Origin of the sequence: Elioraea rosea (assembly GCF_007644105.1) — a bacterium.
Taxonomy (GTDB): domain Bacteria; phylum Pseudomonadota; class Alphaproteobacteria; order Acetobacterales; family Acetobacteraceae; genus Elioraea_A; species Elioraea_A rosea.
The window spans coordinates 1-20,815 of record NZ_VFAC01000019.1 but is presented as its reverse complement, the minus strand read 5'-3'; the positions used below and the strand labels follow the sequence as shown (position 1 = coordinate 20,815).

Genomic DNA, 20,815 nt, shown 5'->3' with positions numbered 1-20,815 from the left:
TAAGGCGCCTGCCCGATGGATGCCGCGACCGACAGCGCCACCGCCCAGGGGCCGCTTCCGGCTTGGCGTGCCCGCGTGGCGCGCGGCGAGCTCATGCCCGACACGGCGCAGGAGTTCGCGGCCGAACGCCTCCAGGGGCTCTGGCGGGCGTTGGCCGGCTACGCCCCGCCAGCGCCCCAGCTGGGCCAGGGCGGGCTGCTCTCTGCCTTCCGCGCGCGGCTCGGCTTCGGCCGATCGGACGGCGCACGCCAGCGCCGCGTCCGCGAGGATGGGACGGACGTGCCGCAGGGGCTCTACCTCGTCGGCTCCGTCGGGCGCGGCAAGTCGATGCTGATGGACCTGTTCTTCGTTTCCGCACCGACCGAGCGGCGACGCCGCGTGCACTTCCACGCCTTCATGCAGGAGGTGCAGCGCTTCCTGCACGCGCACCGGCAGCGCTCCGACGAGGCAGACCCAATCCCCGCGCTCGCGGACCAGGTAGCGGAACGGTCGATCCTGCTCTGCTTTGACGAGTTCCAGGTGCACGACATCGCCGATGCGATGATCCTCGGCCGGCTGTTCGAGGCGCTGTTCGCGCGCGGCGTGATCGTCGTCGCCACCTCGAACACGGTGCCAGACGAGCTCTATCGGGACGGGCTGCAGCGCGAGCGGTTCCTGCCCTTCATCGCCGTCATCAAGGAGCGGCTCGAGGTGATCGTGCTCGATGGCGGGCGCGACTACCGGCGCGACCGTATCCTCGGCATGCGCACCTGGTGGGCGCCGGCGGATGCGCGGGCCGATGCCGCGCTCGGCCGCACCTTCGAGGAGCTCGCCGGCGAGGGCAGCCCCGCACCCCTCGTGCTCGAGGTGCTCGGCCGGCGTGTGACGCTGCCGCTGGCGCTGAATCACGTCGCACGGGCCGATTTCGAGGCGCTGTGCGGCGTGCCGCTCGGCCCGGCCGACTACCTGGCGCTGGCGACGCACCTGCACGCGCTCGTGCTCGACGACATTCCGCGCCTCTCGCCGCAGAATTTCGACCGCGCCCGGCGCTTCATCACGCTGATCGACGCGCTCTACGAGCACCGGGTGAAGCTCGTCGCCTCCGCCGCCGACATCCCCGACCGGCTGTACGAGCGCGGCGAGAACGCCTCGATGTTCCAGCGCACCGCGAGCCGGTTGATGGAAATGCAGAGCGAGGACTATCTCGCCCTGCCGCATCTGACCTGAGGAGAAAGCCATGGTGACGCCCGAGCCACCGGAGACGGTTCCGCCCGGAGAGCCTGCGCTCCGCACCTTGGCGATGCCGGCCGACACCAACCCCTCCGGCGACATATTCGGCGGCTGGCTTCTCGCGCAGATGGATCTCGCGGGCGGGCTCGCAGCGGGGCGTGCGGCCAGGGGCCGCGTGGCCACGGTGGCGATCGAGGCGATGGCCTTTCACCGGCCGGTGAAGGTGGGGGACGAGGTATCAGTATGGGCGGAGCTGCTCGGCATCGGCCGCACCTCGCTGCGCTTCCGGATCAGCGCCTGGCGCCGCCCCCGTGAGGCCGAGGTGCATGAGCGAGTCACGGTCGCGACCTTCACCTTCGTGGCGCTGAACGAGGACGGCACGCCGCGGCCGGTGCGGCGGTAAGGTCTCTTTCGCGGAGCTCCACAGAGAGGGCAGCACGACGCCCCAGCCGGTCGCGAACCGCGTTACGATCGCCACGATCCATTTCGCCAGGTCAGGTTCGACGCGGGCATTGCCCGACTGAACACGTCGCCCAGCCGGGCGCCATCCGCCACGGAGTGCCTGACGCCATGATTCCGCGTTTCGTCGATGCGTGGCTCGATCGCGACCAGGGTGCGCTCGGGTCGCACTACGCCGCCTTCAAGGAATGGCGCTGGGGCGACCCGCATGTGCGCATCATCGACCTCCTGTGCGACCGCTCGAAGCTTTCCGTCGATGTCGGTGCCCATCTGGGCGACTACACGTACTTCATGCGCCGGGTCTCGCGCGCCTGCCTTGCCTTCGAACCGAACCCGGCGCTGGCGGCGCATCTTCGCCGCCGTTTCCCGACGCGCGTGACGGTCCGCGAGGCCTCTGTGTCGGATCGTCCTGGCCGCGCCGTGCTGCGCATACCACGGGACGGGCTCGGGCTCGCGACGATCGAGCCGGCCAATGCCGTTTCGGGCGATGAGGAAGTCGATGTGGAGATCGTGACGCTCGACGAGGCGGTGACGGAGGACGTGGCCTTCCTGAAGGTCGACGTCGAGGGCCACGAGATGAGCGTGTTCCACGGCGCAGAGGGGGTGCTCAAGCGCTGCCGCCCCAATATCATCGTTGAGCTGGAGAACAGGCATCGCCCGGGCATCGTCGACGAGGCCTTCGCGTATTTCGCAGCGCTCGGCTATCGCGGCTGGTTCCTCCACCGCGGTACGGTTCTGCCGATCGAGCGGTTCGATGCGGAGACGCACCAAAACTTCAGCGTGAGCAAGCCCTATGTCGCGAACTTCATCTTCTCGCCTCGCCCTGATCTGGCGAGAGGCTTGCAGCGCGGATGCGCTGAGGGTCCAGCGTAGCTAGCGGAAGCGCAGTCGCACCGCCGCAAGCCCGAGGACGCCGACGACGAACACGCCGAGCGCCGCCGGCGCCGCGATGGCGACTGCGGGGCCGAAGGCGATGTTGTCGAACTCGAACGCATAGCCGGCGGAGGAGGCCACCAGGCGGTCGAACGCCGCGTCCGAGCGGATGTTGATGTACCGTGTTCCCTGCGGCCCCTGGTTTCCGGACGCACCGGCGATCACGTCGCCGCCGCGCACCGTGCCGACGAGCGTGTCCCCCGCGAACAGTGCGAGCGCGTTGTGGTCATCGACCGATCCCCAGAGCAGCCCGAGGTCGAGCGTGAGGTAGGGCAGGATGATCTCGGCACGCGCATCGCGCTGCGCCAGCGTCGATCCGGTCGTGAGATAGGTCGTGGCGTCGACGCCGGAGCGCTGTCTGCTGCCGCCCGCGCCGAACCCCTCGCCATTTTGCCCCGTCAGGAACGGCGCGGCGTAGCGACCGTCGCTGCTGCCGGTGACGGCCGCTGCGCCGCCGAACAGCGTCACGACGATGCCGCTCACCGGGCTCGTTCCTCCGACCGCGCCGAGCGCAAGCCAGTCGAGATTGTCGCGCATCGTAAGCGAGGGGGCGGGGCTGCCGTTCGGCGTCTCCGAGATCGTCACCGCGGCCAGCGCCGGGCCGCAGGCGCCGAGCCCGATCGCCACCGCCATGGCCCGAACAACCCCACCCAAGCGCGTCATCGTCAGCATTCCCGATCCTCTCGCGTTGCGGCCACGACGCCGCTTGTGCATCCGACACCACTCGGCTTCACACACCGTTAACGTCGCCGCGGCGAGATCGCTTCACGGTCCCTTAACCCGCACGGCTCCACACACAGGAGCACGCCAGGAAGAGGCCACCATTGCGGTTGGACAGGATGCTGCCGATGTCGCACGCCATCGCCGAGGAGGATCCCGTCCTGCCGCTGACCGAGCGGCTTGGCGCAGCCTCCGCGGCGCTTCGCGCGCTTCCGCCGCTGCAGCTCTCGGGCCGGATCGGTGCCGTCACCGGGCTTGCCGTCGAGGTCGAGGGCGTCACCGGCTTTCTTTCGGTGGGCGACCGGCTTGTCGCGACAGCCCGCGATGGGCGCGAGGTCGCGCTCGAGGTCATCGGCTTCCGTTCCGGCCGCGCCCAGGCCATGGCGCTTGGCGACCTCGCGGGGCTGGGCCCCGGCATGCCTGCGCGCATCGGCGGCGAGGCGACATTCTCGGTCTCGCACGCCTGGCTCGGGCGGGTGATCGACCCGCTCGGCAACCCGCTTGACGGCAAGGGGCCGCTGGTTCCTGGCCGGGTGCCCCGGCCCGTGCGCACCGCGCCGCCGCCGGCCACGGCGCGCTCTCGCCTCGGGCCGCGCCTGCCGATGGGGGTGCGCGCGCTCGATCTGTTCGCCGGCTGCCGCCAAGGGCAGAGGCTGGGACTTTTCGCGGGCTCCGGCGTCGGCAAGTCCACGCTGATGGCCATGCTCGCCCGCCAGGCGGAATGCGACGTCGCCGTCATCGCGCTGGTCGGCGAGCGCGGCCGCGAGGTGCGCGAGTTCATCGAGGACGATCTGGGCGAGGCAGGGCTCGCGCGCTCGGTCGTCGTCGTCGCGACCTCCGACGCCGCGCCGCTTCTCCGCCGCGAGGCGGCGCATGCGGCGCTGGCGGTGGCGGAGCATTTCCGCGACGAGGGGCTGAACGTGCTGCTGATGATGGACAGCGTCACGCGCTTCTGCCTCGCGGCGCGCGAGATCGGCCTCTCCGCCGGAGAGCCGCCGGCCACGCGCGGCTACCCGCCTTCGGTGTTCGCCGAGCTTCCCCGCCTGCTGGAGCGCGCAGGCCCGGGACTGGAGGGCAAGGGTGGCTCGATCACCGCACTCTTCACCGTGCTGGTCGAGGGTGAGGACCATGACGAGCCCGTGGCCGACGCAGCCCGCGGCATCCTCGATGGGCATGTCGTGCTCGAGCGCCGCATCGCGGAATCCGGGCGCTTCCCTGCGGTGAACGTGCTCCGCTCGCTATCCCGCGCCGCGCCGGGCATCCTCTCTGCCGAAGAGAAGGCGCTTCTCTCCCGCGCACGGCGGCTTCTCTCGCTGCATGCGGACATGGCCGACATGGTGCGGCTTGGCGCCTACAGGCCTGGAACCGACCCCGAGGTGGACGAGGCGGTGCGCCTCGCCCCGCGCATCGAGGCGCTACTCGCCCAGGACAAGGACGAGGCGGAGAGCCCTGAGGCCGCCTTCGGCGCGCTGGCTGGCATCCTCGCAGGCGCCGATGCGGCGTGACCCGCTCGCCACGCTCGCCCGCCTCCGCCGCCTCTCGGTGAACGAGGCACGGCGGGACCTCGCCGCTGCCATCGCCGCCGAGGACGCAGCGCTCGCCCGCGCCGAAGCGGCAGAGCGGGCGCTCACCACCGAAGCCGAGCAGGGTGACCCCGGCGCCTATGCCGCCTGGCTCCCGCTCGGCCTCGCCCAGGCCCGCGCCGAGGCAGCCAAGGCCGATGCGGCCGCCCGTGCCTCGGAGCGACGGCGCCTCGCTCTGGCCGAAGCACGGGCGGCAGAGCGCTCGGTCGAGATCCTCGCCGAGAAGCGCGATGCCGAGGCGGCGAAGGCGGCGCAACGCCGTGCCCAGGCGATGCTCGACGAGGCGGCGCAGAGCGTCCGCCGCTTCCGCAGCGAGGGTGGCCGGAGGCGCTGATCGGGGCCGCAGGAAGGCCCTCCCGCCCCCGCCTTGCCGCGATGCACCAAACACGCTAGGGGAACCCCCGCCCGGTTCCGGGCGAGGCGGAAGGGCGCCGGCTGGACGCGCGCCGCGCCTCGGCAGCAGTCAGAGAGACAGAACGAGGAAGGTGGCCATGGCCCGCAGCAAGATCGCGCTCATCGGAGCCGGCAACATCGGCGGAACGCTCGCCCACCTCGTCGGCCTCAAGGAACTCGGCGACGTCGTGCTGTTCGACGTGTTCGGCGGCGTGGCTGCCGGCAAGGCCCTCGACATCATGCAGTCCGGCCCCGTGGACGGGTTTGACGCGATGATGTCCGGCGGGTCGGACTATTCCGCCATCAAGGGGGCGGATGTCGTCATCATCACCGCAGGCTTCCCGCGCCAGCCGGGGATGAGCCGCGACGACCTCGTGGCCAAGAACGCGGGCGTGATCGCGCAGGTGGCAGAGGGCGTGAAGACGCACTGCCCCGATGCCTTCGTCATCGTCATCACCAACCCGCTCGATGCGATGGTGTGGGTGTTCCAGCAGAAGTCGGGCCTGCCGCCGGAGAAGGTTGTCGGCATGGCGGGCGTGCTCGACAGCGCCCGGTTCCGGCTGTTCCTCGCCCACGAGTTCGGCGTCTCGGTCGAAGACGTCACCGCCTTCGTGCTCGGCGGCCATGGCGACACGATGGTACCGCTCACGCGCTACTCCACCGTCGCCGGCATTCCCGTGCCCGACCTCGTGAAGATGGGCTGGTCGACGCAGGAGAAGATCGACGCGATCGTTTCGCGCACCGCCAATGGCGGCGGCGAGATCGTGAAGCTTCTCGAGAAGGGCTCGGCCTTCTACGCGCCTGCGGCTTCCGCGATCGCGATGGCGGAGAGCTACCTCCGCGACAAGAAGCGCGTGCTGCCCTGCGCCGCCTGGCTCACGGGCCAGTACGGCGTGAAGGACCTCTATGTCGGCGTGCCGGTGGTGATCGGCGCGGGCGGCGTGGAGCGCATCGTCGAGATTTCCCTCAACGACGGCGAGAAGGCCGCCTTCGAGAAGAGCTGCGGCGCGGTGCGCGAACTGATCGAGGCGAGCCGCAAGCTCGTCGGCTGAACCCGACCGGGCCGGGAGCAGTCCCGGCCCGCTTCGTATCCGGACCACATTTCCTTCGAAACGGGGGCTCCCGCATGAACATCCACGAGTACCAGGCCAAGGAAGTCCTGGCCAAATACGGCGTGGCCGTGCTGAAGGGCGGCGTCGCCTGGAGCCCTGAGGAGGCGGAGAAGATCGCCGCCTCCCTCGGCACGCCGGTGACGGTGGTGAAGGCGCAGATCCACGCCGGCGGCCGCGGCAAGGGCCGCTTCCTCGACGATGCCTCGGGCAAGGGCGGCGTGCGCATCGCCAAGTCACCTGCCGAGGCGAAGGCGGCCGCCGAGGCGATGATCGGCAAGGTGCTCGTCACGGCACAGACCGGCCCCGCCGGCAAGAAGGTGCAGCGCGTCTATGTCGAGAGCGGATGCGACATCGCGCGCGAGCTCTATCTCGGCCTGCTGATCGACCGGGCCGTGGGCCGCGTCGTGATCATGGCCTCGACCGAGGGCGGCGTTGAGATCGAGGAGGTGGCGGCGCACCACCCGGAGAAGATCCTTCGCGTGCACATCGACCCTGCCGCTGGCGTGCAGGGCTTCCATGGACGCAAGCTCGCCTACGGGCTTGGGCTCACCGGCAACCAGGTGAAGAGCTTCACGAATTTCGTGCTCTCGCTCTACCGCGCCTTCGTCGAGCTCGACTGCGCCATCGTCGAGATCAACCCGCTGGTGGTGACGGGCGCGGGTGACGTCGTGGCGCTCGACGCCAAGGTGACGTTCGACGACAGCGCGCTCTACCGCCACAAGGACATCGCCGAGCTCCGCGACGAGAGCGAGATGGACCCGAAGGAGCTCGAGGCCGGCAAGCACGACCTCAACTACGTCGCGCTCGACGGCAATATCGGCTGCATGGTCAACGGCGCCGGGCTCGCCATGGCGACGATGGACATCATCAAGCTCTACGGCGGCGAGCCCGCGAACTTCCTCGATGTGGGCGGCGGCGCGACGAAGGAGCGAGTGACCGCGGCGTTCAAGATCATCCTCTCTGACCCGAACGTCGAGGGCATCCTGGTCAACATCTTCGGCGGCATCATGCGCTGCGACGTGATCGCCGAGGGCGTGGTCGCGGCCGCGCGGGAGGTGTCGCTGTCGGTGCCGCTCGTCGTCAGGCTCGAGGGCACCAATGTCGATCTCGGCAAGAAGATCCTCGCCGGGTCGGGCCTGCCGATCGTTTCCGCCGACAACCTTGCCGATGCCGCCGCCAAGGTGGTCAAGGCCGTGAAGGAGGCCGCGTGACATGGCCGTTCTCGTCGACCAGAACACGAAAGTCATCACCCAGGGCTTCACGGGCGCCCAGGGCACGTTCCACAGCGAGCAGGCGATCGCCTACGGCACCAAGGTCGTCGGCGGGGTGACGCCGGGCAAGGGCGGGACGACGCATCTCGACCTGCCTGTGTTCGACACGGTCGCCGAAGCGAAGGAGCGGACGGGCGCGAACGCGTCCGCCATCTACGTGCCGCCCGCGTTCGCGGCGGACGCCATCCTCGAGGCGATCGACGCGGAGATGCCGCTGATCGTCTGCATCACCGAGGGCATCCCGGTGCTCGAGATGGTAAAGGTCAAGCGCGCGCTCACGGGCTCGAAGTCGAAGCTGATCGGGCCGAACTGCCCGGGCGTGATCACGCCCGATGCGTGCAAGATCGGAATCATGCCCGGCCATATCCACCGCCGCGGCAAGATTGGCATCGTCTCGAAGTCGGGCACGCTGACCTACGAGGCGGTGGCCCAGACCACCGCCGCGGGTCTCGGCCAGACCTCCTGCGTCGGCATCGGCGGCGACCCGGTGAAGGGGCTCGACTTCATCGAGGTGCTGGAGATGTTCCTCGCCGACGCCGAGACGCAGGCGATCATCATGATCGGCGAGATCGGCGGGCAGAGCGAGGTGGAAGCCGCCGAGTTCCTCGCGCGGGAGAAGGTGAAGAAGCCCGTCGTCGGCTTCATCGCCGGCGCGACGGCCCCGCCCGGCCGGCGCATGGGCCACGCAGGCGCCGTGATTTCGGGTGGCAAGGACACGGCCGCCTACAAGATGGCGGCGATGCGCGAGGCGGGTATCCATGTCGCTGACAGCCCGGCCGCGCTTGGCTCGACGATGGTCAAGGCGCTCGGCTGACCGCACGATCACTGGCGCCTGAACGCACGGCGCGGGCCACGGCCCGCGCCGTTTTCGGTCGCGCTCAGCCGAGCAGGCTGTAGTCCGTCGGATCGACGGGGGGGACGAGTGTCGTCGCGGAGGCGAGCGCGTCACCCACAGGGTCGGGAACCGTCTGGCTCGTGCCCGGAAAGAGAAGCGCAGGGTCGCTTCCGAAGGTGACGCTGTCGGTCGGCAGCATCGGGTCGATCACCGCCGCGCCGATGCCGCGCGTCGCTTCCGTCACCACGAGCGGTGCGGTGTCGGCCGGCGCCTGGCCTTGGGTCGAGGCGGACGACGCGGACGCGGAGGAGGACGAGGACGTTCCCGAGGACGCCGTATTGGACGAGCCATCCGCCGCCTGGCCAGGCTGGCTGCCGTCGCCCTGGTCGGCCTCAGGGGGCTTACGGGACGCATTGCCGTTCGAAGCCGCGTCCGGCTGCGCGCGCGAACCTTGGCCGCTGGAACCGCCGGCGACCTTCTCCGCCGGTGCGGCAGGCGCCTGTGCGACGACGTCGGGCTCGGCCGAGTCGGGATCGAACTCGATGGAGCACTTGGGAAGCTGCGCGCCCTGCTCGCCGCCCCTGCTGTCGCGTGCGGGTGCCTCGGGCCCATCGTCGCCGGTGGCGTCGTCCTGCTTCTCCGCCGAGGTCTGGTCGCCTGGACGGCAGGCCGGGGCGTTCTGGTCGGCGCCGCCGCCGGAGAGATCGCTGACGCGAACGGGGGCGGCGTGCGGGTTCGAGGGCTCGCCGACCTGCGCGACCGTCACGCTCGAGGCGGTCGGGCCATTCCAGGTGAAGCGCTCGTGGGGTCCGTCATCCGACAAGGTCGCATCGATGCGCTCGCTTCCCCCCTCGGGCACCTCGCTCTGCCGGCGCGGCTCGGCGGTGGCGGTGCTGAAGGAGGTCGGCAGCACGGGAAGTGCCGCGAGTGCCGGAAGCGGAACCGGCGCGCCGGGAGAGAAGGCGGCCTGCGCTGCCTTCGTCGTCCAGGTCGAGCGGAGCTTCGCGTCCGTCACGGGGAGAATGCACCTCCGATACAGCCCAGCCGAGACAATCCGGCGGGCAGTCCCGCGTCCATGCTGAACACAGACTACCGCGAGCGCGCGAGTTCGTGAACAGATTTTCCCCGGTGAGGACTAGCGCGCGTGATCCCCACGTCTGTTCCTGGTGCAGAAGCGGACCAAGCCGTTCATGCGAAAGGCTCGTGGGTGCCTCACCGGAACAGAAGCGCGGCGCCTCCCGCCTGCGCCCCCGGCACCAGGAAGCCCCCTTCCACCCTGCGACCATGCGCGCCGGCGATCCGCCCGGCCGCCGCGCCGCCATCCGCGGTGCCGATCACGATGCCGGCGATGAAGGGCAGGCAGGGTACGGAGAGGCCAGGCAGGGCCGCCTCGGCCGCTGCGGCGTCGAGCACCCTGAGCGCCCCGCCGGCAAGCGGCAGGGTGAAGCCACCCGGAACGGCCACCGGCTCGGAGCCGATCAACCTGCCGAACCGACCAGCCACTTCCCCCGGGTCGGCGACCGCCAGGATCGTCTCGTCGAGCGAGACTGCCTCGTTGGCGTGCTTGAGAAGCTGGGGCTGCCAGAGCAGCTCCGGCGTCAGGTGCCGGATGAGCTGCACCCTGCCCTCCGGTGCGTCGGGCAGGGGAAGCCTTGCGAAGCGCGCGGTGCGCGTCCCCTCCGGCGTGTCCACCGGGCGCTCGAGCCAGGCGATGCCGGGAATGGGAATGCCGAGGCCGCGCAGCCGGGCGAGCTCGGCGTCGGCGTCCTCGACGCCGAAGGCGACGATGTGCAGCCCCTCGTAGCGGGCGAGGAACCGGTCCAGCGTGTTCGACGGCAGGGCCGGGTCGACGACAGCGATCAGCTCGAGATAGCCCCGCTCGAGCATGGCGCAACGATTGCCGGTGCCGATCGGGCGAACCACCCCGTCCGCCCCCGGGGCACGGTGCTGCGCGAAAGGCGAGAGGGTGAATCCGAGGGCTTCGTACCGCGCCGCGAGGGGAGCGAGGTCGCGCCCGGCGATGCCGACATGGTCTAGGGTCGTGGCTGCCATCGCCTCAGGGCGCCGTCTCGTACTTCGCCTGGTGCCAAGCCTTGGGCTCGGCATCGGCCTCGCGGTACCAGCGATCGACGAGCTTATGGGCGCGCACGGCCTGGACATAGGCGCGGCTCGCCTCCGACAGAGGCGGTGCCCAGGTGATGAACCGCGTCACGACGGGGGCGTACATCACGTCGGCGATCGTGAACTCGGCGCCGAAGAGGTACGGCCCGCCCTCGCCGAAGCGGCCGCGCGTCTCGGCCCAGATCGCCTCGATGCGGGCGATGTCGGCCAGCGCCTCCGGCGTCCGCCCGTGCCCGGCCGCGCGGGCGGAGAAATCCGCCCCCGTGTTCATCCACATCGCCTGGCGCAGAGCGCGGAAGCCCGCATGCATCTCGGCGGAGATTGCGCGCGCATGCGCCCTGGCGCGGATTTCCGCCGGCCACAGGCCCGGCGCGAGCTCGGCGCAGTATTCGGCAATCGCGATGCTCTCCCAGATCACGGCACCCTTGTGATGCAGGCAGGGCACGAGGCCGTTCGGCGAGGCGGCGGCAATGCGCGCGGCCGTGTCGGGCTGGCCGAGAGGTATCAGCACCTCCTCGACGTCGAGCCCCGCGAGGTGAACCGGAAGCCAGCCGCGAAGGCTCCAGGATGAGTTGCGCTTCGTGCCGATGTAGAGTGTTCCGTCAGGCATCGTCGCCTCTGCTTGGGTGGCAGGAGCAGGCACGGTGCCACGGGCCGGCGATGCTGCAAATCCCGCCGGCTATGGACGCCCGGTTGATGCGGCCTTGGCGCAGTGCCACCCTGCCGCCGCGCTGCATGCTGCCGGCGCTCAAGGAGGCGCCTTCCCATGAACGTTCCGCTTCGCCCCAACAATCTCGACGCGTTCTGGATGCCGTACACGGCCAACCGGAGCTACAAGACCGGCCCTCGCCTGCTCGCCCGCGCCGAGGGCGTCTCCTACTACACGCCCGAGGGTCGCGAGGTTCTCGATGGCACGGCCGGTCTCTGGTGCGTCAACGCGGGGCACGGGCGGCGCGAGATCGCCGACGCCATCAAGGCGCAGGCAGATGAGATGGATTTCGCGCCGACCTTCCAGATGGGCCACCCCGTCGCCTTCGAGGCCGCAGCGCGGCTCGCGGAGTTCACGCCGGACGGGCTCGACCGCATCTTCTTCACCAACTCGGGCAGCGAGAGCGCCGACACGGCGCTGAAGATGGCGCTCGCCTACCACCGCGCCCGCGGCCAGGGCCACCGCCAGCGCCTCGTCGGGCGCGAGCGCGGCTACCATGGCTGCGGCTTCGGCGGCATGAGCGTCGGCGGCATCGTCGCCAACCGCCGCCAGTTCGGCGCGCAGCTTCCTTATGTCGATCACCTGCCGCACACGCATCTTCCGCAGAACCTCTTCAGCCGCGGCGAGCCGAACGAGGGCGCGCATCTCGCCGACCATCTCGAGGATCTCGTGAAGCTGCACGGCGACACGATCGCCGCCGTGATCGTCGAGCCGGTAGCGGGCTCCACCGGCGTGCTCGTACCGCCGAAGGGATATCTGAAGCGCCTGCGCGAGCTCTGCACCAAGCACGGCATCCTGCTCATCTTCGACGAGGTGATCACCGGCTTCTCGCGTCTCGGCAGCGGCTTCGCGGCGGAGCATTTCGGCGTGATGCCAGACATCATGACGATGGCGAAGGGGCTGACCAACGCCGCGGTGCCGATGGGCGCTGTCGCGGTGACGAACGATGTCTACGATACGGTCGTCAACGGCGTCCCGGGCGGCATCGAGTTCTTCCACGGCTACACCTATTCCGGCCACCCGCTCGCCTGCGCCGCCGCGATCGCCTCGATCCGGATCCACCAGGAGGAGGACCTCGCGGGCCGCGTGCGCGAGCTGCTTCCCTACTGGCAGGATGCCGCGCACGCGATGCGCTCGAACCCGCTGGTGACGGATATCCGGGATTCCGGGCTGATCGCCGGCATCGAGCTCGAGCCGATGAAGGACCGCCCGACCGAGCGGGCGATGCGGGTGTTCCAGCGCTGCTTCGACGACGGGCTTCTCGTGCGCGTCACCGGCGACATCGTCGCGCTCTCGCCGCCACTGACGGTGGAGCGCAAGCATGTCGACCGGATCTTCGACACGCTCGACAAGGCCGTGCGCGCGGAAGCCGCCTGAGGTTCCGGAGGCGGGCGGCGTGACGATGGCCGGCGCGGCTCCGGGCAGGCGCGAGTAGCCGATGCGCCAGGCCTCGCGCCTGATGCTCGCGGGCCTCGCGCTCGGTGTCGCCGTCACCGGCGGCGGCGTGGTGTGGTCGCACCTCGCCTCGCAACGCGCCATCGCGATGCTCGAGCGCTACTCAATCGAGCCGGGGCGATTCGATGCAGCTGGCCTCGCGCTCGACCAGGCGCGGCTCTATGCCGCCGCGCTCGAGACGCTCGCCGGCGCGCCGCCCGTGCTGCTGCGCCAGCGCTACGAGGCCTTCGTCGCCTCGATCGCGCGCATCCGCGGCGATGAGTGGCGCGTGCACTTCGCCTCCCTGCCCCGCTTCGAGGAGACGCTGGTCCAGCTCGACGCGCTCGTCGCGCGCATCGACGACCTTCTCGGCACCTCCGCCTCGGTGCCTGGCGCGGCGATGCCGCAGGCGGCGGTGATCGAGCTGACCCGCCTTCTTCCTCCCTTGCGCGAACCGCTCGCCGATCTCGCGCTTGCCTTCGATGCGGCGACCTCCGTGCAGGTCGTGCAGGCGGTGCGGCGGCTCGAGCGCATCCGCCAGACCGAGGCGCTCGCGACCGGCGCCTTCCTCGTCGCCGTGCTCGGCCTCGCCACGGCCGGGCTCGTGATCGTGCGCGGCCTGCCGAAGGGCGAGGACGTGGAGTTCCCGGTTTCCGCGCCGGTCTTCGCCGGCGCGCCCATCCTCGCCGCCACGGCGCGCGACCTCGCCGGCCCGCTGCACAGGATCGCCGGGACCTTCGGCATGGTGCTCGACACGCCGGGCCTCGATGCCGAGAGCACGCGCGCGGCACGCGCCGCGCTCGACGCGGCCGAGGACCTGCTCGACCTCTCCGACGCGCTCGGCGATGCCGCTTCGCTCGCGGCAGGGCGGGCAGACCCGTTGCGCGCGCCGTTCGATCCGGTGGAGACGGTGGGCGATGTGCTGCGCTCGCTCGAGACACGGGTGAGCGAGCTCGGCGGCCGGGCCGCGCTGGTCGGCGGCCCGCTTCGTAGCGCCGCGCCCCAGGGCAGGAGCGAGGGGGAGGAGCCGGCCCTTCTCGCGGTCGGCGACGCGCCGCGCTTCGTGCGGCTCCTCAAGGCGCTCATCGTGCGGATGTTGCCGCTCGCACCCGGCGCGACGCTCGGCATCGCCGTTCGGTTCGAGGGCGAGAAGCTCGCCCTCCTCGTCGGCGACAGCTCCGCCGCGACGCTGCGCGGCGGTGCCTTCGAGACGGTCGATCTCCGCGAGGCCTGGCCGGGGCAGGACCTCTCGGACGGCCTCTCTCCCGCGATCGCGCTTGCCGAGGCGATGGGCGGCGAGCTCACCCGCGCCCGCGCCGGGGCGGGCCGGTCGGAGACCGTGCGCGCGGTGCTTCCCTTCGCGCCGCGCGCGGCCGACGCGGTCGAGGACACCGAAGCCGCAGCGCCGCGCTCCCTCACCCTTCTCGCGGTCGATGACGTGCCGACGAACCGGCGCCTGCTCGCCGCGATGCTCGAACGCCACCACCATGTCTGCGACACCGCGGCGGATGCGACCGAGGCGCTCAGGCTGCTGCGCGAGCGGCCCTACGACGCGGTGCTGATGGATGTGCAGATGCCCGGCACGGACGGGCTCGCGGCGACGCGGATGATCCGCGCCCTGCCGCCCCCCGTCGGGCAGATCCCCGTGATCGCCGTCACCGCGCATGTCCTGCCGGAGCAGCACGAGACGTTCCGCGCCGCCGGCATGAACGGCGTGATCGCCAAGCCGGTCGCGACCGCAGCACTTCTGGACGAGCTCTCCCGCGTTGTCGTCCAGCGCGTCTCGAGCCTGCACCCGACCCGGGCGGAGACGGTGGCGTTGCTCGACGAGGAGACGCTCACCTTCGTCCGCTCGACCCTCTCGCCTGCCGATTTCGCCCGCTTCGTCGAACGCCAGACGGCGGAGGGCGCGGCCGCGCTGGCCGATGCCGAGGCGGCGCTGCGGCGGGGCGACCAGAAGGGGGTGGCCGCAGCAGCCCGCGCCGTCGCCTCGGCCTACGAGGCGGTGGGCGCGCCGCGCGTCGCGGCGATGGCCCGGCACCTCGAGGAGGCGGCGTCGCCGCAGGGCATCGCCCAGCTCCGCGAGGCGGCGGAGGCGACCGAGGCGGCGCTCAGGAGCCGTGCGACAGGCGCACGCCAGCAAGGCTGGTCCGGCCAGCAGGCGACGACCATATAGCGGGGCAGCACGCCCCTCTTCCTCGACCGGGAAACGCCATGCCTGACACGCTCCCTGATACGCGCCCCAACCGCGACACCGTGCCCGTGACCGTGCTGACCGGCTATCTCGGCGCCGGCAAGACCACCCTGCTCAACCGCATCCTCACCGAGCAGCACGGGCGTCGCATCGCGGTCGTGATCAACGAGTTCGGCGAGCTCGGCGTCGACAACGACCTCGTCATCGGCGCGGACGAGGAAGTGTTTGAGATGAACAACGGCTGCATCTGCTGTACCGTCCGCGGCGACCTGATCCGCATCCTCGGCGGTCTGATGAAGCGGCGCGACCGGTTCGACGCCATCCTGCTCGAGACGACCGGGCTGGCCGACCCCGCTCCCGTCGCCCAGACCTTCTTCGTCGACGAGGACGTGAAGGCGAAGACCCGGCTCGACGCGATCGTCACCGTCGTCGATGCCAAGCACCTGCCGCAGCGGCTTGCCGACACGCGGGAGGCCGGCCAGCAGCTCGCCTTCGCCGACGTGGTAATCCTGAACAAGACCGACCTCGCGACGGAGGAGGAGCTCGCCGCCCTCGAGGCGCGCATCCGCGCGATCAACCCGCACGCGACGATCCACCGCGCGGAGCGGGGCAACGTGCCGGTCGAGACCGTGCTCGGGCGCGATGCCTTCTCGCTCGAGCGCATCCTCGGCGAGAAGCCCAGCTTCCTCGAGGAGAGCGACCACAGCCACGACGAGGAGGTGCGCTCGGTCTCGTTCTCCATTCCCGGCCCGGTCGATCCGCACAAGTTCAACGAGTGGATCTCAGCCCTGCTCGCCGAGAAGGGGCCGGACCTGCTTCGTACCAAGGGCGTGCTCGCCTATCCGGGCGAGGACCGGCGCTTCGCTTTTCAGGCCGTGCACATGATCGCGGACGGGGACTTCGTGAACCCGTGGAAGGAGGGCGAGGAACGAGCGAGCCGGATCGTCTTCATCGGCCGCAACCTCAACCGCCCGCAGCTCCGCCGCGGCTTCGAGGCCTGCGCCGCCGCATGAGCGCCGAGGCCTCCGGCGCGGACTTCATCCTCGAGACGCGCGGCGCGCAGCACCGCCTCGAGGCGCATGTCGTCACCGCCGCCGTCGAGGGCTCGGGGCGCACCGCCGCCTTCGCGCTCGGTGACGGAACGGTCGCGCTCGTCTCGCTTGCCGACCCGGCCCGCGTCGCGGCGCGGCCCGCCGTGCATGACGGCGCCGCGCTCTCCCTCGCGCCCGATTCGGCGCCGGGCGCCTTTCTCTCCGGCGGCGACGACGGGCTGTTCGCAAGGCTCGACGCCACGGGAGAGGCCGCGCCCCTCGCCACGTGGCCGGGTGCATGGGTCGAGCACGTGCTTGCCTTCCCGGGGAAGGGACCGTGGCGTGCGGCGGCTGTGGGCAAGCAGGTGCACCTGTTCGACGGCGGCAAGGACGCGCGCATCCTCAAGTCGCTCGCCCATCCCTCGACCGTCACCGGAATCGCGACCGACGGGAAGGGCAAGCGGATCGCGGCGAGCCACTACAACGGCGCGAGCCTCTGGTTCGTCGCCGCGAAGGAGGACCGCCCCCGTGCTTTCGCCTGGAAAGGCAGCCACACAGGCATCGCGATGAGCCCCGATGGCCGCTACCTGGTCACCTCCATGCAGGAGAACGCCCTGCATGGCTGGCGGCTGGAGGATGGCGCGGACATGCGGATGAGCGGCTATCCCGCCAAGACGAAGTCGATGTCCTTCACCCCGCGCACCCGCTGGCTCGCCACTTCCGGCGCCGAGGCCGTGGTGTGCTGGCCCTTCACCGGCGACGGGCCGATGGGCAAGGCGCCGCGCGAGCTCGCCGGGGGCGATGCCGTGCTCGTCAGCCAGGTCGCCTGCCACCCGCAGCACGAGGTGGTCGCGGCCGGCTTCGCGGACGGTCTCGTCGTGCTGGTCGAGATCGAGAGCGGGCGCGTGCTGCCTGTCGCTGAGCCCGGCCGCGGCGCGGTCAGCGCGCTCGCCTGGAGCCCGGAGGGGCGCTGGCTCGCCTTCGGCACGGAGCAGGGTTTCGCCGCGCTCGTCGATTTCTCGAGCCCGCCGCCGCGATAGCGGTCACTCCCGCCGCGTCGCCGTCATCATCATGTAGCGAGCGGAACCGCTGCGGATCAGCCGCTCGAGCCCGAGCGCGCCGAGCCGGGCGTCGAGCGCGCGGCGGAGATCGCCAAGCGGAACGAAGCGCCGCGCCGTTGCGAGCCGGCGGGCAAGCCTGTCCACCGCCGCCGGGCTGTGGGCGGGCACCATCGGCGTCAGGTCCTCGACCGCGAGGAGGGTCAAGCCGGCGGCCTCGATCCTCCGCCGCCATTCCGCCTCGCCAGCGATCGAGGGCGCGCGGAGCCGGCGTGCGAGCTCGCTGCGCTCCCGCTCATCGGCCTCCACCATGTCCTCGACGAGAACGAGCCGCCCGCCCGGGCGAAGCACGCGGCCGAGCGCGGCGAGGCCGGCCTCGGCATCGCGCGCGCGCAGCAGCGCCTCGACGGCGAACACCGCATCGAACTGCTGCATGGGTGGATCGTCGGGCGCGCCGAGATGGAGGGCGATCGCGCCGATGAGGCCACGGGCCTGCGCGAGGGCGCGCGCCCGCTCGCACTGGATCGGCGAATAGGTCAGCCCCACCCACCGCCCGCCACGGCGCGTCGCGAGATCGACCATCAGGTTGCCGAGGCCGCAGCCGGCATCGAGGGCGACGGGCTCAGGCGGCAGCTCGGCCGCCTGCTCGGCAAGACGGTAGAGGAGCCCCGTGTCCGGCGCGCCGCCAGGTAAGGCGAGCACGCGGTGGGCCGTCGGCTCGGCTCCGCGGAGACGCGCGCGCAAGGTCGCATCCCGCGCGCAGACGTCGAGGAACCGCGCGATGGCGCGGTCGCTCGCTCGTGCAGTCACCGGCATGGCGGCTCGCCCGGCACCAGACCTTCTCCCTGTTCAGCGGCGCACCCTGCCCATGGCAGCTTGCCGCGACAAGGGCCGTGCTGTGGCGAAATCTTGCAACGGCGACCAGGACATGGCCTGAAGGAGCATGCTCGACAAACTTCGCGAAGCCACCGGCCTGATCCGCTCCGTCGCCGTCTACCATCGCGGCGGCAAGGCCCGTCGCGCGGCGCTCGACCGGTGGTATGGCCGCTTCCTTGCGCCCGGCGAGCTCGGCTTCGATGTCGGCGCGCATGTGGGCGACAGGGTGGCGAGCTTCCGCCGCCTCGGCGCGCGCGTCGTCGCGGTGGAGCCCCAGCCGGGGCCGCTGCGCGTGCTTCGGCTGATGTTCGGCCGAGACCCCTCCGTCACCCTCGTTGCCGCGGCGGTGGCCGCGGAGCCGGGCTCGGTGACGCTGCACGTCAACCCGGCGAACCCGACCGTCAGCACCGCCTCGGCGGAGTTCCTGAAGGCAGCCGATGGTGCCGTGGGCTGGGAGGGGCAGCGCTGGTCGGTTGCCGTAACCGTGCCCGCCGTCTCGCTCGATTCGCTGATCGCCGAGCACGGGCTGCCCGACTTCGCCAAGATCGACGTCGAGGGGTTCGAGGCGGAGGCGCTGCGTGGCCTCTCGCGCCCGCCGCGCGCTCTCTCCTTCGAGTTCACCACGATCCAGCGCGACATCGCGGAGGCCTGCCTCGACCGGCTCGTGGCCCTCGGCTACCGCGCCTTCAACGCTTCGCTCGGCGAAAGCCTCGCCTTCGCGCACCCGCGCCTGATCGGCGCCGAGGCCATGGCAGAGTGGATCGCGGCCCTGCCGGCCGACGCCAACAGCGGCGACGTCTATGCCTGCCTGGACCCCGAGCGGCTTGCCTAGATCCAGCGCCGGACGCGCCGGAGATAGGCCTCGTAGGCAGGCCCAAACCGGGCGGCGAGGTAGGGCTCCTCGCGGGCGATGACCAAGCGGTCCATCACCACGAGCACCGGCACAAGCAGTATCAGTGCCCAGGACGACGCAAGCGCGAGCGCGAGCCCGGCATAGGCGGCGCTGACGCCGAGATACATCGGGTTTCGGCTGATCGCGTAGGGCCCGCGCTGCACGAACCGGGTCGCCGCCTGCCAGGTGGGAATGCCCGTTCCGGCCCGGTGAAAAAGCCAGGCCGCCCACAGCGCGAAGCAGGTTCCGAACACGAGAAGCATGCTCGCCGCGCCGTGCCGGACGCCGTCCGAGAAGAAGGCCGGGAGCGGCAGGAGCCTGTCGAGGCCGAGCCCTGCGAGGAACGCAGCGGCGTAGAGGATGGGCGGGTGGATGGCGACGGGAGGCGGGCTGTCGTCGAGCCCCTCGGTCACTGGGTCGCTTCCTGGGCCGGTTCCTCGACGGCTGCCATCCACGGCATGCGCACGGGATGCAGCACCGCCTCGCCGCAGCGGAGCGTGCCCTCGAGCGCCTCGGTGCGGAGCATCGCGAGCGCCCGATCACCCCGCCCCGACCGGATCGTGCCGACCTCCGCCTCGGCGGCGAGCACGGGCGTGCCCGGCTCCGGCAGCTTCCCCTCGACACGGACGGGAACGAGCTTGCGCTTGACGAGACCGCGATACTTCGTGCGCGCCGTCAGCTCCTGCCCCATGTAGCAGCCCTTGGTCCAGGACACGCCGCCGAGCGCGTCGAACCAGGCTTCCAGAAGCAGCGTCCTGTCCGCCTCGAGGTCGCGCGAGCCGTCCGGCAGGCCAAGACCGAGGCGATGGCTGTCCCACGCCTCGAAGGGCTCGCTCGCGGCCGGCGCCTCGGCTTCCGGAAACACGCCGCGCCAGCCTGCCTCCACGCTGCGCGGATCGGGCGCCGCAAGCCCCGGCGGCATGGCCGCGCCGCCCCAGCCCGCCGCCACCACGACGCCGGGCGAGATGTCGGCCACCGTCACCTTTGCGCGCAGCCGGAACCGGGCGAGACGCTGGGCGAGATCGCCCGCCCTTTCCCGCTCGCACTCGAGCACCAGCCGCTCGCCCTCGGCGAAGACAAAGAACTCGTGCAGCCAACGCCCCTGCGGCGTCAGCAGGGCGGACCACAGCGCCTGGCCGGGCGCTGCCCGCGCGACGTCCGCCGACACGAGGCCCTGGAGGAAGGCCACCCTGTCGGGCCCCTCGACGGCCACGGCGCCGCGATGAGGCAGATGGGAGATAGCGCTCATCCTCCGGAGATGGGCGCGGCGGCCGGGTGGAACAAGCGCCGGCCTCCTCCCCCCCCCCCCCGGCCAGCCCGCCCCTGACAGCGGCCCACGCCTCGGCTACAAGGCGCGCGATGCGCATCCTGTTCGTCACCGCGACCCGGATCGGCGACGCGGTGCTGTCGACCGGCCTGCTCGACCATCTCCTCCGCGCGTATCCGGGCGCTTCCGTCACCATCGCCTGCGGCCCCGCCGCCGCCGGGCTGTTCGACGCCTGCCCCGGGCGCGAGCGGGTGATCGCGCTTTCGAAACGGCGCCTCGGGCTGCACTGGCTCGAGCTCTGGCGTGCGGTCGCGCCCATGCGGTGGGACATCGCGGTCGACCTCCGCGGCTCGGCGCTGACTCTGATGCTGCGCGCCGGCAGGCGCTACGTTATGCGCGGCGGGCGGAAGGAGGGGCACCGCATCGCGCAGCTCGGCGCCGTGCTCGGGCTCGACCCGCCCCCGCTTCCGGTCGTCTGGACGGCACCGGCGCACGAGGCGAAGGCCGCCGCCCTGCTTCCGCCAGGCCCGCCGATCATCGGCCTCGGCCCGACGGCGAACTGGGCGGGCAAGGTGTGGGACGCCAACCGCTTCGTCGCCCTGTTCGACCGTCTTGCCGCCGCCGACGGCCCGCTTCCCGGCGCGCGCGCGGCCGTGTTCGGCGGCCCGGGCGAGGCCGAGCGCGCGATGGCCGCGCCCGTGCTCGCCGCCCTCCCGCG

General features: G+C 71.5%; 21 protein-coding genes. 14 read left to right on the top strand and 7 right to left on the bottom strand.

Annotated features, from left to right (window positions below; all coding sequences use genetic code 11):
- The first annotated feature begins 15 nt into the window (after positions 1 to 15).
- The 3 genes from zapE (at position 16) to FIF60_RS12730 (ending at position 2,541) form a co-directional block, all read left to right on the top strand.
- Complete coding sequence (gene zapE, locus FIF60_RS12740) at positions 16 to 1,206, top strand: cell division protein ZapE (RefSeq protein ID WP_144186470.1); 1,191 nt, start codon at positions 16 to 18, stop codon at positions 1,204 to 1,206.
- Between the two features lie 10 nt (positions 1,207 to 1,216).
- Positions 1,217 to 1,612, top strand: coding sequence for an acyl-CoA thioesterase (locus FIF60_RS12735; protein WP_144186469.1), 396 nt, complete (start codon positions 1,217 to 1,219; stop codon positions 1,610 to 1,612).
- A gap of 167 nt (positions 1,613 to 1,779) precedes the next feature.
- Positions 1,780 to 2,541, top strand: a complete 762-nt coding sequence (locus tag FIF60_RS12730) for an FkbM family methyltransferase (protein WP_144186468.1) — start codon at positions 1,780 to 1,782, stop codon at positions 2,539 to 2,541.
- On the opposite strand, the gene FIF60_RS12725 is transcribed toward FIF60_RS12730, so the two are convergent.
- On the bottom strand, positions 2,542 to 3,273 hold the full coding sequence (locus tag FIF60_RS12725; protein ID WP_144186467.1) for an Npun_F0296 family exosortase-dependent surface protein: 732 nt from the start codon (positions 3,271 to 3,273) through the stop codon (positions 2,542 to 2,544).
- A gap of 176 nt (positions 3,274 to 3,449) precedes the next feature.
- On the opposite strand from FIF60_RS12725, the gene FIF60_RS12720 reads away from it, so the two are divergent.
- The 5 genes from FIF60_RS12720 to sucD all read left to right on the top strand — a co-directional run bounded on the left by FIF60_RS12720 (position 3,450) and on the right by sucD (position 8,494).
- Complete coding sequence (locus FIF60_RS12720; RefSeq protein WP_144186466.1) at positions 3,450 to 4,826, top strand: FliI/YscN family ATPase; 1,377 nt, start codon at positions 3,450 to 3,452, stop codon at positions 4,824 to 4,826.
- The gene (locus FIF60_RS12715; RefSeq protein ID WP_144186465.1) at positions 4,816 to 5,238 is read left to right on the top strand and encodes a hypothetical protein; all 423 of its coding nucleotides are present in this window, start codon (positions 4,816 to 4,818) and stop codon (positions 5,236 to 5,238) included. The genes FIF60_RS12720 and FIF60_RS12715 overlap by 11 nt, the downstream gene beginning before the upstream one ends.
- A 157-nt stretch (positions 5,239 to 5,395) precedes the next feature.
- Positions 5,396 to 6,349, top strand: a complete 954-nt coding sequence (gene mdh, locus FIF60_RS12710) for a malate dehydrogenase (RefSeq protein ID WP_144186464.1) — start codon at positions 5,396 to 5,398, stop codon at positions 6,347 to 6,349.
- 74 nt (positions 6,350 to 6,423) lie between these two features.
- Positions 6,424 to 7,620: an ADP-forming succinate--CoA ligase subunit beta gene (sucC, locus tag FIF60_RS12705; protein ID WP_144186463.1), complete on the top strand. Its 1,197-nt coding sequence runs from the start codon at positions 6,424 to 6,426 to the stop codon at positions 7,618 to 7,620.
- Between the two features lies 1 nt (position 7,621).
- Positions 7,622 to 8,494 carry a succinate--CoA ligase subunit alpha gene (sucD, locus tag FIF60_RS12700; RefSeq protein ID WP_144186462.1) on the top strand — a complete coding sequence of 291 codons (873 nt, stop codon included), beginning with the start codon at positions 7,622 to 7,624 and terminating at the stop codon, positions 8,492 to 8,494.
- 64 nt (positions 8,495 to 8,558) lie between these two features.
- On the opposite strand, the gene FIF60_RS12695 is transcribed toward sucD, so the two are convergent.
- From FIF60_RS12695 to FIF60_RS12685, 3 genes are all read right to left on the bottom strand, one after another.
- Positions 8,559 to 9,530, bottom strand: a complete 972-nt coding sequence (locus tag FIF60_RS12695; protein WP_144186461.1) for a hypothetical protein — start codon at positions 9,528 to 9,530, stop codon at positions 8,559 to 8,561.
- A 197-nt stretch (positions 9,531 to 9,727) separates the two neighbouring features.
- On the bottom strand, positions 9,728 to 10,567 hold the full coding sequence (locus FIF60_RS12690) for a VOC family protein (RefSeq protein WP_144186460.1): 840 nt from the start codon (positions 10,565 to 10,567) through the stop codon (positions 9,728 to 9,730).
- 4 nt (positions 10,568 to 10,571) lie between these two features.
- Positions 10,572 to 11,246, bottom strand: a complete 675-nt coding sequence (locus tag FIF60_RS12685; RefSeq protein ID WP_144186459.1) for a glutathione S-transferase family protein — start codon at positions 11,244 to 11,246, stop codon at positions 10,572 to 10,574.
- 156 nt (positions 11,247 to 11,402) lie between these two features.
- Between FIF60_RS12685 and FIF60_RS12680 the strand changes: the two genes are divergently transcribed.
- From FIF60_RS12680 to FIF60_RS12665, 4 genes are all read left to right on the top strand, one after another.
- Positions 11,403 to 12,722: an aspartate aminotransferase family protein gene (locus FIF60_RS12680; RefSeq protein ID WP_144186458.1), complete on the top strand. Its 1,320-nt coding sequence runs from the start codon at positions 11,403 to 11,405 to the stop codon at positions 12,720 to 12,722.
- 61 nt (positions 12,723 to 12,783) lie between these two features.
- Positions 12,784 to 14,955 (top strand): response regulator, encoded by a 2,172-nt coding sequence (locus FIF60_RS12675; protein ID WP_144186457.1) that lies wholly within the window; start codon positions 12,784 to 12,786, stop codon positions 14,953 to 14,955.
- Positions 14,956 to 14,993: 38 nt separating this feature from the next.
- A complete protein-coding gene (locus FIF60_RS12670) occupies positions 14,994 to 15,986 on the top strand; it encodes a CobW family GTP-binding protein (protein WP_144186456.1) in 993 nt (330 codons plus the stop codon).
- Positions 15,983 to 17,044, top strand: coding sequence for a WD40 repeat domain-containing protein (locus FIF60_RS12665; protein ID WP_144186455.1), 1,062 nt, complete (start codon positions 15,983 to 15,985; stop codon positions 17,042 to 17,044). The genes FIF60_RS12670 and FIF60_RS12665 overlap by 4 nt, the downstream gene beginning before the upstream one ends.
- 3 nt (positions 17,045 to 17,047) lie before the next feature.
- On the opposite strand, the gene FIF60_RS12660 is transcribed toward FIF60_RS12665, so the two are convergent.
- Positions 17,048 to 17,872, bottom strand: a complete 825-nt coding sequence (locus tag FIF60_RS12660) for an SAM-dependent methyltransferase (RefSeq protein WP_158639195.1) — start codon at positions 17,870 to 17,872, stop codon at positions 17,048 to 17,050.
- Between the two features lie 133 nt (positions 17,873 to 18,005).
- On the opposite strand from FIF60_RS12660, the gene FIF60_RS12655 reads away from it, so the two are divergent.
- A complete protein-coding gene (locus FIF60_RS12655; protein ID WP_144186453.1) occupies positions 18,006 to 18,770 on the top strand; it encodes an FkbM family methyltransferase in 765 nt (254 codons plus the stop codon).
- Here the strand turns inward: FIF60_RS12655 and FIF60_RS12650 are convergent.
- Both FIF60_RS12650 and ygfZ read right to left on the bottom strand, forming a co-directional pair.
- Positions 18,767 to 19,243, bottom strand: a complete 477-nt coding sequence (locus FIF60_RS12650) for a methyltransferase family protein (protein ID WP_144186452.1) — start codon at positions 19,241 to 19,243, stop codon at positions 18,767 to 18,769. The genes FIF60_RS12655 and FIF60_RS12650 overlap by 4 nt on opposite strands.
- Positions 19,240 to 20,079, bottom strand: a complete 840-nt coding sequence (gene ygfZ / locus FIF60_RS12645) for a CAF17-like 4Fe-4S cluster assembly/insertion protein YgfZ (protein WP_144186451.1) — start codon at positions 20,077 to 20,079, stop codon at positions 19,240 to 19,242. The genes FIF60_RS12650 and ygfZ overlap by 4 nt, the downstream gene beginning before the upstream one ends.
- Positions 20,080 to 20,189: 110 nt before the next feature.
- On the opposite strand from ygfZ, the gene FIF60_RS12640 reads away from it, so the two are divergent.
- Positions 20,190 to 20,815 (top strand): glycosyltransferase family 9 protein (locus FIF60_RS12640; protein WP_144186450.1); only part of this gene is annotated, 626 nt, incomplete at its 3' end.

What these genes read in the sequence shown, in the direction of transcription:
- zapE (WP_144186470.1), top strand. Translation starts at nt 16, where the DNA reads ATGGATGCCGCGACCGACAGCGCCACCGCCCAGGGGCCGCTTCCGGCT.
- FIF60_RS12735 (WP_144186469.1), top strand. Translation starts at nt 1,217, where the DNA reads ATGGTGACGCCCGAGCCACCGGAGACGGTTCCGCCCGGAGAGCCTGCG.
- FIF60_RS12730 (WP_144186468.1), top strand. Translation starts at nt 1,780, where the DNA reads ATGATTCCGCGTTTCGTCGATGCGTGGCTCGATCGCGACCAGGGTGCG.
- FIF60_RS12725 (WP_144186467.1), bottom strand. Translation starts at nt 3,273, where the DNA reads ATGCTGACGATGACGCGCTTGGGTGGGGTTGTTCGGGCCATGGCGGTG.
- FIF60_RS12720 (WP_144186466.1), top strand. Translation starts at nt 3,450, where the DNA reads ATGTCGCACGCCATCGCCGAGGAGGATCCCGTCCTGCCGCTGACCGAG.
- FIF60_RS12715 (WP_144186465.1), top strand. Translation starts at nt 4,816, where the DNA reads ATGCGGCGTGACCCGCTCGCCACGCTCGCCCGCCTCCGCCGCCTCTCG.
- mdh (WP_144186464.1), top strand. Translation starts at nt 5,396, where the DNA reads ATGGCCCGCAGCAAGATCGCGCTCATCGGAGCCGGCAACATCGGCGGA.
- sucC (WP_144186463.1), top strand. Translation starts at nt 6,424, where the DNA reads ATGAACATCCACGAGTACCAGGCCAAGGAAGTCCTGGCCAAATACGGC.
- sucD (WP_144186462.1), top strand. Translation starts at nt 7,622, where the DNA reads ATGGCCGTTCTCGTCGACCAGAACACGAAAGTCATCACCCAGGGCTTC.
- FIF60_RS12690 (WP_144186460.1), bottom strand. Translation starts at nt 10,567, where the DNA reads ATGGCAGCCACGACCCTAGACCATGTCGGCATCGCCGGGCGCGACCTC.
- FIF60_RS12685 (WP_144186459.1), bottom strand. Translation starts at nt 11,246, where the DNA reads ATGCCTGACGGAACACTCTACATCGGCACGAAGCGCAACTCATCCTGG.
- FIF60_RS12680 (WP_144186458.1), top strand. Translation starts at nt 11,403, where the DNA reads ATGAACGTTCCGCTTCGCCCCAACAATCTCGACGCGTTCTGGATGCCG.
- FIF60_RS12675 (WP_144186457.1), top strand. Translation starts at nt 12,784, where the DNA reads ATGCGCCAGGCCTCGCGCCTGATGCTCGCGGGCCTCGCGCTCGGTGTC.
- FIF60_RS12670 (WP_144186456.1), top strand. Translation starts at nt 14,994, where the DNA reads ATGCCTGACACGCTCCCTGATACGCGCCCCAACCGCGACACCGTGCCC.
- FIF60_RS12665 (WP_144186455.1), top strand. Translation starts at nt 15,983, where the DNA reads ATGAGCGCCGAGGCCTCCGGCGCGGACTTCATCCTCGAGACGCGCGGC.
- FIF60_RS12655 (WP_144186453.1), top strand. Translation starts at nt 18,006, where the DNA reads ATGCTCGACAAACTTCGCGAAGCCACCGGCCTGATCCGCTCCGTCGCC.
- ygfZ (WP_144186451.1), bottom strand. Translation starts at nt 20,079, where the DNA reads ATGAGCGCTATCTCCCATCTGCCTCATCGCGGCGCCGTGGCCGTCGAG.